Annotated in this window: 11 protein-coding genes and 1 other RNA gene; 7 read left to right on the top strand and 5 right to left on the bottom strand. The window is 62.0% G+C overall.

All coding sequences use genetic code 11. The features are described 5' to 3' along the window. The first annotated feature begins 471 nt into the window (after positions 1 to 471). Entirely contained in the window at positions 472 to 1380 is a 909-nt protein-coding gene (locus CKO15_RS00855; protein ID WP_200191638.1) for a zinc-binding dehydrogenase, read from the top strand. A 25-nt stretch (positions 1381 to 1405) separates the two neighbouring features. On the opposite strand, the gene CKO15_RS00850 is transcribed toward CKO15_RS00855, so the two are convergent. Further along, entirely contained in the window at positions 1406 to 2053 is a 648-nt protein-coding gene (locus tag CKO15_RS00850) for a YiaD family glycine zipper/OmpA-like lipoprotein (RefSeq protein WP_242464460.1), read from the bottom strand. A gap of 134 nt (positions 2054 to 2187) precedes the next feature. Next, positions 2188 to 2546: a transfer-messenger RNA gene (ssrA, locus tag CKO15_RS00845) on the bottom strand. A 333-nt stretch (positions 2547 to 2879) separates the two neighbouring features. On the opposite strand from ssrA, the gene CKO15_RS00840 reads away from it, so the two are divergent. The 6 genes from CKO15_RS00840 to htpX all read left to right on the top strand — a co-directional run bounded on the left by CKO15_RS00840 (position 2880) and on the right by htpX (position 8851). Further along, positions 2880 to 3101: a hypothetical protein gene (locus tag CKO15_RS00840; RefSeq protein ID WP_200191538.1), complete on the top strand. Its 222-nt coding sequence runs from the start codon at positions 2880 to 2882 to the stop codon at positions 3099 to 3101. A gap of 390 nt (positions 3102 to 3491) precedes the next feature. Next, positions 3492 to 5183, top strand: a complete 1692-nt coding sequence (locus CKO15_RS00835) for a thiamine pyrophosphate-dependent enzyme (protein ID WP_200191536.1) — start codon at positions 3492 to 3494, stop codon at positions 5181 to 5183. A 7-nt stretch (positions 5184 to 5190) separates the two neighbouring features. Beyond that, positions 5191 to 5925 (top strand): 2-oxoacid:acceptor oxidoreductase family protein, encoded by a 735-nt coding sequence (locus tag CKO15_RS14475; protein WP_338035964.1) that lies wholly within the window; start codon positions 5191 to 5193, stop codon positions 5923 to 5925. A gap of 50 nt (positions 5926 to 5975) precedes the next feature. Beyond that, positions 5976 to 7313: a phenylacetate--CoA ligase family protein gene (locus CKO15_RS00825; RefSeq protein ID WP_200191534.1), complete on the top strand. Its 1338-nt coding sequence runs from the start codon at positions 5976 to 5978 to the stop codon at positions 7311 to 7313. Positions 7314 to 7338: 25 nt separating this feature from the next. Further along, positions 7339 to 7779, top strand: coding sequence for an amino acid-binding protein (locus CKO15_RS00820; RefSeq protein WP_200191532.1), 441 nt, complete (start codon positions 7339 to 7341; stop codon positions 7777 to 7779). Between the two features lie 166 nt (positions 7780 to 7945). Further along, positions 7946 to 8851: a protease HtpX gene (gene htpX / locus CKO15_RS00815; RefSeq protein ID WP_200191530.1), complete on the top strand. Its 906-nt coding sequence runs from the start codon at positions 7946 to 7948 to the stop codon at positions 8849 to 8851. Between the two features lie 258 nt (positions 8852 to 9109). Here htpX and CKO15_RS00810 read toward each other — a convergent pair whose 3' ends face one another. From CKO15_RS00810 to CKO15_RS00800, 3 genes are read right to left on the bottom strand one after another with little or no spacing between them, the layout of a single operon-like run. Continuing rightward, a complete protein-coding gene (locus CKO15_RS00810; RefSeq protein WP_200191528.1) occupies positions 9110 to 9562 on the bottom strand; it encodes a hypothetical protein in 453 nt (150 codons plus the stop codon). 42 nt (positions 9563 to 9604) lie between these two features. Then, positions 9605 to 11311 carry a transporter substrate-binding domain-containing protein gene (locus CKO15_RS00805; protein WP_200191526.1) on the bottom strand — a complete coding sequence of 569 codons (1707 nt, stop codon included), beginning with the start codon at positions 11309 to 11311 and terminating at the stop codon, positions 9605 to 9607. Between the two features lie 58 nt (positions 11312 to 11369). Beyond that, entirely contained in the window at positions 11370 to 11912 is a 543-nt protein-coding gene (locus tag CKO15_RS00800; protein ID WP_338035966.1) for an Lcl domain-containing protein, read from the bottom strand. Positions 11913 to 12328 lie beyond the last annotated feature (416 nt).

Below are 12328 nucleotides of genomic sequence, written 5' to 3'. Positions count from 1 at the left end.
AGCCAGAACCAGGTGGCCGTCGTGAGGTTCTCTTCCATCGCCCGTTCCTCCGTTTGCAGCGCCCGCCGCCGTCCCCGGGGCGGCAGGCCAAGGATTATTAGCCCTGGCGCGCAGATTTCGTGCCATTCGCCGTTTGCCGTTTGCCGTTTGCCGTTTGCCGTTTGCCGTTTGCCGTTTTCTAACGCCCCGCTTACCCGGATACCAGCACGGCGTCTGCACCCCGCGTGACCTGCGATGAAATACCAAGCGGCAGGACCGTGCAAGGTGTTGCACCAACCTACCACTCCCACCAAATCCCAGAGAACCGGGACACGAGCGCCCCCGCGATGCCGTCAACCTTCTCCAGCAGCCTGGTACCACGAGGGGTCTAGGAGCACGATGCACAAGATGGCAACGGCGACTCTCATCTTTTCCTGATCGCGATCTGATATACCGCGGTGAGAGCCCAGATTCGGGTACAAGGAGAAGCAAATGTCACACACGATCACGGTTGGCGGCGGCTGTTTCTGGTGCATCGAGGGCGTCTTCCAGCAGCTCCCCGCTGTACACCAAGCCCTTTCCGGCTGCGACGGCGCTGGCACAGTGACTGCGACAGGCGACGGAGTCGATGCTGTGGCGGTGGGCCAACGGGTGCTCTTCTTCAACGACGGCATCGGTCTGGAGCCTGGTAACTATGCCGAGTACACGAGCGTCGATGCGCGCTACGTGGTACCGATCCCGGACTCGGTCGACTGCAACACTGCAGCCGCTATGCCGCTGGCAGCGCTTACGGCGTGGGAAGGGCTCTTTGATCGTGGACGGCTGCAGCGAGGGGAGTCGGTGCTGATCCACGCCGGTGCCGGCGGTGTCGGCCACATCGCCATTCAGCTAGCGCGCGAGGCCGGTGCAGAGGTGCTGACAACGGTCAGCGACGACACCAAGGCTCAGTTCGTGCGGGATCTCGGCGCGGCGCACGTCATTCGGTACCGCGACGAGGACTTCGTTGCGGCGGTCTTGGCCCACACCGGGGGCCGTGGCGTCGATTTGGTCTTGGATACCGTCGGCGGCGCCGTCTGTAGCCGCTCACTGCACGCGCTGGCTACCTACGGCCGCCTAGTCACCATCCTCGCACTGCCGGAAGAGATGGACTGGCCGCACGCCCGACTCCACAACCTCACCGTGGCACAGGAACTGATGGTGACGCCGATGGCTCTTGGCGACGATGCGGGACGCCGACAGCAAACCGCGATCCTGAGTGAGTGTGCCAGCCGGCTTGCCGACGGCCGCCTGCGTGTCCATGTCGCCGAAACCTTCCCTTTGGAGGGCGTTGCCGAGGCGCATCGACGCATCGAGAGCGGTGGCGTGATGGGCAAGCTGGTGCTTGCCGCTGGGAGTGACTGAGTCGTGAGCCCGGAGCGCCCCACACCTATTCGACAAGAGGCAACACAGTCAACTCAACGCGACGATTTTGAGCGCGACCGGCAACACTGTCGTTGCTGGCAATCGGCCGGCTCTGGCCAAATCCGACGATATCGAGGCGGACCGCCTCCACACCGAGACCGATCAACTGATTGGCTACTGCCTGCGCACGATTCTGGGAGAGCAGCATATTGTAGCGCTCACCACCGGTACTGTCGGTGTGGCCGGCCACTTCAATCATGGTCGAACGGTACTCGGTAAGCACCTTGGAGACCGACTCTAGGACCGGAATAAATTCACCCTTTACGGTCGCACTATCGATATCGAAAGTAATGTTACCTGGCATGTTGAGGATGATATTGTCGCCGTCGCGAGTCACGGAGACGCCGGTTTCTTCAAGCTCCCGGCGCAGCTCAGCCTCCTGAACATCCATGTAGTACCCTACGCCGGCGCCCGCAATAGCCCCGATGCCGGCCCCCTTCAGAGCCCTCTCCTTCCGTTTTTTGGAGTCGCTGGAACTCGCAATGCCAACCAACGCACCAACACCTGCACCAACGGCTGCGCCGGTAGCAGCCTTAGAGCGCTGCTGCTCACCGGTATAGGGATTAACCGTAGTGCAGCTAGCGACGCCGACTAGGGCGCACATCATAACCATCAGTATTAATTTAGGTTTCACGGTTTCGCTCACTATCCGAACGCAATAGCCGCTGCTAACCATACACAAAGAATCGTGCTTCGGGCACTTAGATCGCCGTGTCGGTCGCTGATGGATGCTACTGGAAGGGGAATTGGTGGAGGCGGCGGGAATCGAACCCGCGTCCGCAGGAGCTACACCGTCGGATCTACATGCTTAGCCGAGTCTATTTTATTTAACCAGCGGGCGCCCGACCGGCAGGGCGTCCCGATGGCGAGTCCGTTGGGTTTCGTGACGGCAGACCGGACCTATCGACCGACACTAGCCTGCGTATATGACTGCTCGTCGACCGGCACAGGCACCGATCGGGAGCAGCTAGCGGGTTTTTACGCCGCTAGAGCGTAGTTGTCGTCGTTGGCAACTATTTTAAGCTTACAGCCGGTTTTACGAGGTAGACTGTGACCTCGGCATGCACCTCGGGCTTTGCGACCTGCGTCGAAGCCATGTCGCCCCCTCAGCATGGCGGAAGTATAGCGCATAGGCTGTTGTCTGGCAAGCAACGCCCTCCCTGCAACCAGCATGCCGGCGCACTCCTCAGCTTTGTGCAATGTTTTGTGCGATCGCTGCCCCCTATTGAGGTGGCCCCACGGTTGCAGGATGATACCCTTGGGTACTGGGGAGAGGTCCGAGGCGGGGCGAAGAGACACGCCCACCCCGGCTTAAGCTGGCTGACACCGGCCATAGCACAGGCAATAGTCCAGAGTTCAGGCGATAACCGCCGCGCACCGCTGCAGCGGCACCACCATCGAGACGTCGTCGTGATACGACCAACGGGAGCACACTTGCGATGTTGATATTCACACTGGCGATGGGGATCATGGCGGTTTTGGCGCTGCTCAGCGGCGTCAGCTTCTACCTTCTCTCCAAGCGCGGCAACAAAGGGGGCAGGGCCTCCGCTGGCCCAGAGATACTGCAGGCGATCTTTTTCATCAGCGCCCTAAACTTGGCCGCCAACGGGACCTTCTTCGGCATCGTCTTCGGCGTTAACGCCTGGGTCGGTTTCTACTGACCTTGAGGGCGAGAAGGCTCAGACGGTGAGGGGGTGATCACCCCTTGGTCCACTTTGCCAGACAGCACCCAGGCTTTACCCTCCCGAACTCAGTCCCACTGGCGAAACATGACGAGGGTCGAGCGCTTTTCCTGGGAGCTAGCACTCCCAGCCGGGGACCCCGCTGCCCTCCTCTGCGAGGCATGCTGGTAGTCACCAAGCAGACGGTGGTGGCGCCCCCGAAAAAGAACATCACGCCCTCCGCCCCGAGTTCGTAATTAATCGGCAGTCGCCCCGCCTCACGCCCCTCGGACCGCCTTGATTCGCCGGCGCGGCTCGATTATCCTCGCCGCGCGCGCGGCGTGTTTCTTGCCCGGCGTGCCTCCCCTAGCAAGCGTCAGGAGCACTCTCATGCCCGATCAGTTCCTCACTGGTAACGAGGCCATTGCACAGGCTGCGCTGGATGGCGCGATCTCCCTCGGGACCGGCTACCCCGGCACCCCCTCGACCGAGATTCTTGAACGCTTCGGCGTCCTCGGTGGGCGGGCACAGTGGGCCCCGAATGAGAAGGTGGCTTTAGAGGTCGGCATCGGCGTCGCTTTCGGGCGTGCGCGCGCGCTGGTGACTATGAAGCACGTCGGCTTAAACGTCGCCGCCGATGCGCTCTTTACCGCGACCTACACCGGGGTGAGCGGCGCGCTGGTGATCGCCGTCGCCGACGACCCGGGGATGCACTCGAGCCAAAACGAGCAAGATACCCGCCGCTACGCCGAGGCTGCCGGTGCGCCGATGCTGGAGCCGGGCGACTCGCAAGAGGCGTACGACTTTACGCTCAAGGCCATTGAGCTCTCAGAGCGCTTTCAACTGCCGGTGCTGCTGCGCTTAACGACGCGCATCTGCCACTCCAAGACGGGCGTTAAAACCCGCTCGGAGCGTCTGCCCGCCCCGGCCCCCCACTATGAACGCGACATTCCCGGACGGGTCATGATCCCCGGCTACGCCCGCCCGGCCCACGTCCGGCTGCGCGAGCGGCTGCGCGCCATCGCCGACTCCGAGGAGCCGCGGCAGCTCGTGCGCGAGGAGGGCAGCAGCACCGAGCTCGGCATCATCGCCAACGGTGTCGCCGCGCGCCACGCCCGCGAGGCCGCCCCCGAGGCGCGTCTGTTCAAGCCGGGACTGACCTACCCGCTACCGATCGAGCCGATGCGCGAGTTCGCTGCCAAGGTCAAGCGCTGTGTGGTCGTCGAAGAGGGCGACCCGGTGCTCTACACCGCCTTGCGCGCTGCCGGCGTTGCCGTCGAAGGCAAATCGGAGCCGTTTCGCTTCGGCGAGCTTAACGTCGATCGGGTGCGCAAGCTGCTCGTCGATGATCGCAGCCCGGAGCCCGAACCCGATGCCCCACCGAAACCGCCGCGGCTGTGCGCCGACTGCCCGCACCGCCAGGTCTTTCAGATTCTCTCCAAACACGAGTGCATCGTCTCGGGCGATATCGGCTGCTACACCCTCGGCGTGATGCCACCGTTCGAGGCGATGGATACCTGCGTCTGCATGGGGGCAAGCATTACCGTCGGCCTCGGCCTGCGCCACGCCCTGCCTAAAGAGCAGGCCCGGCGTGTTGTCAGCGTCATCGGTGACAGCACCTTCGTCCATACCGGGCTGCCCGGCCTCGCCGAGATGGCCTACAACCCGCCGCCGACCGGGCATGTGGTAATCGTGGTCGATAACGACACCACGGCGATGACCGGCCTTCAAGAGCACCCGGGGACCGGTCGCCAGCTCGATCACCTGCCGGCCACCAGCAAGCTCAACTACGAGGCCGTTGCCCTCGCCTTAGGGATCACTCAGGTCTTCGTCTGCGATCCGACCGACGGCAGCGACGACTTTGAGCGACTGCTCGTCGATCGTCTCGCCGCCGACGATCTCTCCTTGATCGTGGCGCGCAAGCCGTGCCCGCTGCTCACGCGCCGCTTAGCCAGCGTCGCCAGTCAAGAGCAAGAGGGTACGAGCAGCAGTCAGCCATCGGCTGGGGAGGCGGCGATCGCAGCAACCGCCGCTGCCGCCCCGTCACCGCGGCAGACCGAACCGCAGTCGCAGTCGTCGTGAGGGCCTGATGATGAATACCGCCTCGACCCGGGAGCACAACGCAGACGCCCCGCCGACCACCGGCCCAGGGAGCAGCCCGCAGCCCTCCCCCGTGACCAACATCGTCATCGCCGGATTGGGTGGACAGGGCATCGTCACCGGCTCGGACATCCTTGCCGCTGCCCTCTTTCAGGCTGGCTACGATGTCAAAAAGAGCGAAATCCACGGCATGAGCCAGCGCGGTGGCTCGGTCTGCAGCGATATCCGCTTCGGCGCACGGGTCGACAGCCCGATGGTGCCGGCCGGCTGCGCCGACTACCTGGTCATCACCGAGCCTTCACAAGTGGCCCCGAACCGGCATCGGCTTCGCCCGCAAGGCTACATGATGACCCCCGACACGGTGCCCTTCCTCTTCCAGGACGACGACCCCAAGGGCGCTGCACGCGCCGCCCGCATGATCAACGTCGCCCTGCTCGGGGTGCTCAGCGCTCATCTACCGCTGAGCGATGACCAGTGGCTCACCGCCATCCGCTCGATCCTGCCCGAACGTCTCCACGAAATGAACAGCCGCGTCTTTCTCCACGCTCGACGCATCGAGGCGATCCTCAGCGGTCTGCGCCACAACCCAGCGGCTGACGGCGAACTCGGCGCGACGGCGACCCACCCGTCCGCTGCGGCCGCAGCCTCGCCCTCGCCTTCATCACAGCCCTCGTCACAACCCTTGCCCCCAGCGGACCAAGATCAAGATCGCAGCAGGGCGTGAGCGCCTTAGCATCCGAATCACCACCGCCCACGCGCCGCGGAGGAGTAACCATGGCCGAACGACGACTCGATCACGGTAAAAAACAGGCCTTCAACGTCGCCAGCGCTCCGGACTACTTGCCGTTGCCACAGCTACGAGCGCTCCAGCTTGAGCGCCTCCAGAGCATCGTCCAGCGCACCTATGAGCGCGTCGCTCACTTTCGTGAACGCTGCGATGCGCTCAATGTCGAACCGAGCAACATCCAGCGACTCGAAGACATCGAAGCCCTGCCCTTCACCGTGAAGGACGACCTGCGCGCCACCTACCCCTACGGCCTCTTCGCCAGCCCGATGGAGGAGATCGTGCGGCTGCACGCCTCCAGCGGCACCACCGGCAAGCCGATCGTTGTTGCCTACAACCAATCGGACATCGCGCTGTGGGCCCACGTCATGGAGCGCTCCTTCGCCGCCTGCGGCGTCCATCCCGGCGATGTCGTACAAAACGCTTACGGCTACGGCCTCTTCACCGGCGGTCTCGGCGCGCACTACGGCGCCGAAGCCCTCGGGGCAACGGTCATCCCCATCTCCGGTGGGCAGAGCGATCGCCAGATCATGGTGATGCGCGATTTCGGCGTTACCGCGCTCTGCTGTACGCCGAGCTACTTCCTGCACCTGCTTGAGCGCGCGACAGATCTCGGGGTCGATTGGGCGAGTCTGCCGCTGCGCGTCGGCATCTTCGGCGCCGAGCCGTGGACCGACAGCATGCGCGAGCGCATTGAGCAGGAGAGCGGCATCCGCGCCTTCGACATCTACGGCCTCTCCGAGATCATCGGCCCCGGTGTCGGCGTCGAGTGCTCGGCACAGAACGGCCCGCACCTCTTCGAGGATCACTTCTACCCGGAGATCATCGACCCAGAGACCGGCGCCCCACTCCCGGACGGCGAAGAGGGCGAATTGGTGCTCACAACGCTGACCAAACAAGCGATGCCGATGATCCGCTACCGCACCCGCGATATCACCGCGATCGACCCCGAGCCGTGCGCGTGTGGGCGCACGATCCGTCGGATTCGCCGCATCAGCCGGCGCAGCGACGATATGCTGATCATCCGCGGGGTCAACGTCTTCCCCTCGCAGATCGAAAGCGCCCTGCTGCGCGTTGAGGGCACCCTGCCCCACTACCAGATTGAACTGACGCGCACCCACGGCCTCGATCAGATGGAGGTTGCCGTCGAGGTCACGCCAGAGATCTTGAGCGATAAGGTCAGCGGCATGGAGGCGCTGCAAAAGCGCATCGGCCATGCGCTTGAGCAAGTCCTTGGACTGCGTGCCACGGTACGCCTAGTCGAGCCGCAGACGCTGCCGCGCAGCGAGGGCAAGGCACGGCGCGTCATTGACCGTCGCGAGGTCTAATGCGATCGAGAGGGGGTTTACACCGATGAAGATTCAGCAACTGTCGCTATTCCTTGAAAATCGCCCATCTCACCTCAAACATCCGTGTGAGGTCCTTGCGCAGACGGGGATCAACATTCGCACGCTTAGCCTCGCCGATGCCGAGCGGTTTGGCATTCTGCGCCTGATCGTCTCGGAGTGGGAGCGCGCGCGCGAGGTTTTGGAAGCGGCCGGTTGCGCCGTTCGCGTCGACGAGGTCGTAGCCCTTGAGGTCAGCGACGAGACAGGAGGGCTGGCCCAGGTGCTCGGGATGCTTGAGAGCGGTGGCCACAATGTCGAATACATGTACGCCTTTACTTTACGGCGCACCGAGAAGGCGGTCTTGATCATGCGCTTCGATGATACCGATGCGGCGATCGCGACATTGGCGGCCCGGGGGGTGAGCGTACTCGACCCCGTAACGCTGTTCAGCGACGGCCAGTTGTGACTAGCCGAGGTATAGCTGACCAGGCGTTGTTCAGGGCCGCTGCGGCAACAACGGCTGCTGGGCATCTCGAAAGACTCGGCGCTCGACCGGCTGCGCCTTTGACTTTGACAATGAACACAGTGGTTTTTCGAGGCTCCCAACTCTTTCAGCCAGCGGAGGTTCCCCTATGAAGCGGGTAGTTCTCTTTCTAGCGACCAACTTAGCGATCATCGTCGTTCTCGGGATCATCCTGAACGTCGTCTTCGGCTTCACCGGTATCCTCGATCAGCACGGGCAAATCAACATCACCGCCCTGCTCACCTTCGCCGCCGTCTTCGGCTTCGGGGGCTCGTTCATCTCGCTCGCCCTCTCGAAGTGGATGGCCAAGAAGGCGATGGGGGTGCAGATCATCAGTCATCCCGATAGCGGACCGGTCGGCGGGCTCGATCCGAAGCTAGAGCGGGTGGTGCGCCTCGTCAAACAGCAGGCCAAGCGCAAGGGCATCGGTGAGCCGGAGATCGGCGTCTTCGACTCTCCCGAGCCCAACGCCTTTGCCACCGGCGCCCGCCGCAACAAGGCGCTGGTCGCCGTCAGCACGGGCTTGCTGCAGAGCATGACCGATGAAGAGGTCGAGGCGGTCCTCGGCCACGAGGTCAGCCACGTCGCCAACGGCGATATGGTCACCCTCGCCCTGATCCAAGGCGTGGTCAACACCTTCGTCATCGCCTTGGCGCGAGTGGTCGGCGTGATGGTCGATCGCCACGTCTTCGGCAACGAAGATGGCTACGGGATCGGCTACTTCGTCACCTCGATCATCGCCGAGATCATCTTCGCCATCCTCGCCTCGACGATTGTCATGTGGTTCTCGCGCCAGCGCGAATTCCGTGCCGATCAAGGCGGCGCATCGCTCACCAACCGCGAGGCGATGATCAGCGCGCTGCAGCGGCTCAAGGCGATGCAAGAGGCACCGACCGAGATGCCCTCCTCCATGCGGGCCTTCGGGATTCGCAGCGGTGGCAGCGCGCTCGGGCGCCTCTTCATGTCGCACCCGCCGCTCGATGAGCGGATCGAGGCGCTGCGCCGGGCCGCTTAAAGCGCTCGCTTGAGCGCCGCCCCGCACCCCAGGCGCCTCCTCCTGGCGCCTGAGCGCCAAGCAGCGACACCAAGGAAGAGCCCAAGGAAGAGCCCCCGCCAACCTAGGTTGACGGGGGCTCGCTCTTTTCGGTCTTTTTCGCGCTTGTCCGAGCTTTTCCGGGGTGCCCAGGGGCTTCTTCTCGGCACCCAGAGGAGGAGACTGAGGAAACAGAGAGACGCTATCGCTACCTAGCTATCGCTAAACCTACTAATGCGGCTACTTAATGCGGGCGCGCAGGATCTCAGCGGCCTCCTCCAACTCGTCACGCTTACCCTCCTTGCGCCGACCACGGCGCCACACCGACCGGTCGATCATGCCGCCCTTGGTGCGAATCTCCAAGGTCCGGCAATAGCGCGGCAAGAAGCGGAAGCTGACCAGCAGCGCCAACCCCAACAGCGGAGTCAAAATACCGACAAAGATCGCCAGCGCAAAGTTCTCGTGAAGGTAGGCAATCGAGACCGGTGAGGCGATAAAGAGCAGGATCAAGATCAGATAGAGGGCGATCCGGCGCCAACCATCGACGGCCTCGAAGATGTACTCGTAGCCCTCATCAACGCTCACCGACTTCAGGTTGCCGAGGCGGATTGCGTTCCGCGGTGTGCGAATCCAGTCGCTGTCGATGACTAGATCCTTTAGGGGTTTATTTTGTTTATCGGCCTTGTCGTTCATTCTTAAAATTGGACCTTTTTTGAAAGTGGCTACCACGCTTACCTATTCATGGTACCACTGAATATGTCGCTCCACGATACTGGTGATATCGCCCCTATCGTCCATATCGATGAGCACCGCATTCACGGCATCGAGAAACTCTCTGCCATCGGCATCATCACGTACCATCAACCCCAATCCGACATTGTAATGACCGCCAATATCTCGAAAATCATTCATGTCGTAAGGGGACCTTTCAATCGCGGAATCGGCCACGAAGGGGTTAAAGCTGACAAAATCGACATGGCCTTCCGCCAACATTTCGAAACATTCAACAGGATCATCGCTGCTCGCGGTAATGACTTCGATCCGGTCCGCATCGACCAAATCTTGGATATCTGAACGATAGTAGCCATCCGGCTTACACGTCCACTTACCGTTGAGATCAGAACGGCCTTGATACTCCTGTAAATGGTGATCCGCAGCCACGAACAGGTGTACAGGCATGCTGTGTAACGGCTCTGAGAACAAGGCTCCCGACTGCTCGCGCTCCACCACGTAGGGGTAGGCCGCATCCGCATCTCCGTCGATCACCGCCGCCTCGGCGTCCGGCCAGGCCACATGTTCGATATCAAGATCCGGGTCATCAAACGCCTCGTTCAATGCCACTTGAACCACTTCCGAACTCATGCCGCCTTCTGGCAACCGCTCATCCGCGAATGGCCCATAGTTGTTTCCAGTTCTCAGAACGATGGTATCGCCATCTCCCGCCATCGTATCGTCGTCCAAGATGGTCCGGTCTACATGCGCCAAAACATCACGATAAAACGTCGTAAGTCCGTCATTGGTTTTCCTATCGATGACTCCACGACTACGAAGCACCCCGAGCGCTTCATTGGCATCCGCAACGATCTCCGCGCTGCGTGGATGGTCCTCGGCCACCATAATCCGCATCGGCGCTCTTCCGGCGCTACGTCGCGCTTCGGCAAAATCGCTCTCGTCCAAGCGGGGGTTCGCGTGCAGCGCCTTCCATCCGGTATATGGATTCACCGGGAAAAGGTCCGCGTCACCCCGCTCTAATTTCTCGAAGCAGCTCGCCACCGACGCATCACCCCTGACGAGATCCAAGAGTCCGTCGTCCAAGTATTGCTGAATGTCTTCGGTAAAATAGCCTTCCGGCTTACAAACAGTCAGGCCGTCCAGCTCCGACTCTTCCCAATGCGCCGAGATCGGTGGGCCATCCCGCATGACAAAAAACTGTGTACTTAAATCGTACACCGGATCAGTGAACACAAATCCGGTTTCCCGCATGGCGTACGGGACCGCCGCGTCCTGCTCATGGCTCTCCACCTCTCGCTCCACGGAAGGCCAATCGTCGAGCGTATTCAACTGAACGTCGTAGCCAGCACGCTCGAGAGCCTCCTTGGCGATTCGCACCGTAAACCCTCCGCCCTGAAGCGACGGATCGGCGAAAGGCTGATACTCACCACTGGTGGCCAGTAAAACCGTATCTCTTACTTCGTCATCGCCGCGCGGATCGGCGGGAATATCCAGTACCATTCCCGGCATGAGAAGATCGGGTGATGGCAGCTGGTCACGGTTGGCTTCGTAAATGTCCCGGTAAAAAATCGCCGCACCATACTCCTCCAGTGCTATCGCCGAGAGCGTGTCACCATGCTGAATCTGACGCGATGCGCTATCCGCCGCCGCGCTTCCGACAAAACTAAGAGCCGCGGCAGCCACGAAACCCCTCTTGCCGTACCCCTTCATCACCCTAACCCCCCAGCATCAGCTCAGTATATCTTCTGTGAATCACTGCGACTCCGCCCTATCGATAACAATCCTCACAACCCTCATCATCGACTTCCGGAGAGCGCATTAAGACGACCGCTCGCTCCTCGCCCGTGCTTATCCTCTGCACACCCCTTTGACCCAGTTCAAAGGCATGGGCAAAGCCGGAGATACCTCGCTGTTCGGTCGCCGACCAGACAACCGCTCCCTCGTTGAAACCGAGCCCCATCTCCGCAAACGCTCTGAGTTCGTCAGCTTCCGGAATCCTCCAATCCGAGTGCCCCGCCAGGCTTGCTCCATTCGCATCGTCCGCGGCGTTTTCCACATTCTCCCAAGTGTGCTCCTCTGCGGAACCGGTGCACGAGCCATCGGTCCACTCCTGACCGAACAAACAGGCCGTCCACTGTATTTCATTCGCCTTGTCAAATACCGTTCCGTTGTCGTAAATCACATAACTGTCTGTTTTTTCATGAACTCCGGAAGGAACATCATCCTCAGCGAAGAACACGGAGAACACCTGGTATACCAGCCAGCCAACCGCAACGACCAAGGCCAGTAGCGAGAGGATTACCACCAGCACCTTGGCCAAATCTCTGCTGCGTCGATTCTCAGGACCACCCGTGCCGCCTGAGCCACCCAAGCCGCCCTGGTTATCTGAGCGCCCTGGGCCACCCGAGCCACCTGGGCCATCCGAGCCACCTGGGCCACCTGAGCCATCCGGGCCACCTTGGTTATCTGTGCGCTCCGGGCCACCCAGGCCGCCGCGGTCATCTGGGCGCCCTGGGCCATCAGGGCCGCCCGGGCCATCCGAGCGGCGCTCGGACTGAACCCTACCGTCCAGCCAGACACGGTCTTTGACCCAACCGCCTTCGGATAGCCACTGCCCCGCTTCGTAAAAACCGTCGCCCCGGCTGATAGCGAAGTAGACCGTCTTGCTCCCTGAACCGCCGGCTCCGCCGTCGCCTCCGGCGGGAACCTTCGGGCGCTTTGATATCC

This window comes from Halorhodospira abdelmalekii (genome assembly GCF_016583625.1).
In the GTDB taxonomy this organism is placed as follows: domain Bacteria; phylum Pseudomonadota; class Gammaproteobacteria; order Nitrococcales; family Halorhodospiraceae; genus Halorhodospira; species Halorhodospira abdelmalekii.
Note: the sequence above shows the minus strand (reverse complement) of the source record. Positions and strands in the feature narration are given on the sequence as shown.

What these genes read in the sequence shown, in the direction of transcription:
- CKO15_RS00855 (WP_200191638.1), top strand. Translation starts at nt 472, where the DNA reads ATGTCACACACGATCACGGTTGGCGGCGGCTGTTTCTGGTGCATCGAG.
- CKO15_RS00850 (WP_242464460.1), bottom strand. Translation starts at nt 2,053, where the DNA reads ATGGTTATGATGTGCGCCCTAGTCGGCGTCGCTAGCTGCACTACGGTT.
- CKO15_RS00840 (WP_200191538.1), top strand. Translation starts at nt 2,880, where the DNA reads ATGTTGATATTCACACTGGCGATGGGGATCATGGCGGTTTTGGCGCTG.
- CKO15_RS00835 (WP_200191536.1), top strand. Translation starts at nt 3,492, where the DNA reads ATGCCCGATCAGTTCCTCACTGGTAACGAGGCCATTGCACAGGCTGCG.
- CKO15_RS14475 (WP_338035964.1), top strand. Translation starts at nt 5,191, where the DNA reads ATGATGAATACCGCCTCGACCCGGGAGCACAACGCAGACGCCCCGCCG.
- CKO15_RS00825 (WP_200191534.1), top strand. Translation starts at nt 5,976, where the DNA reads ATGGCCGAACGACGACTCGATCACGGTAAAAAACAGGCCTTCAACGTC.
- CKO15_RS00820 (WP_200191532.1), top strand. Translation starts at nt 7,339, where the DNA reads ATGAAGATTCAGCAACTGTCGCTATTCCTTGAAAATCGCCCATCTCAC.
- htpX (WP_200191530.1), top strand. Translation starts at nt 7,946, where the DNA reads ATGAAGCGGGTAGTTCTCTTTCTAGCGACCAACTTAGCGATCATCGTC.
- CKO15_RS00810 (WP_200191528.1), bottom strand. Translation starts at nt 9,562, where the DNA reads ATGAACGACAAGGCCGATAAACAAAATAAACCCCTAAAGGATCTAGTC.
- CKO15_RS00805 (WP_200191526.1), bottom strand. Translation starts at nt 11,311, where the DNA reads ATGAAGGGGTACGGCAAGAGGGGTTTCGTGGCTGCCGCGGCTCTTAGT.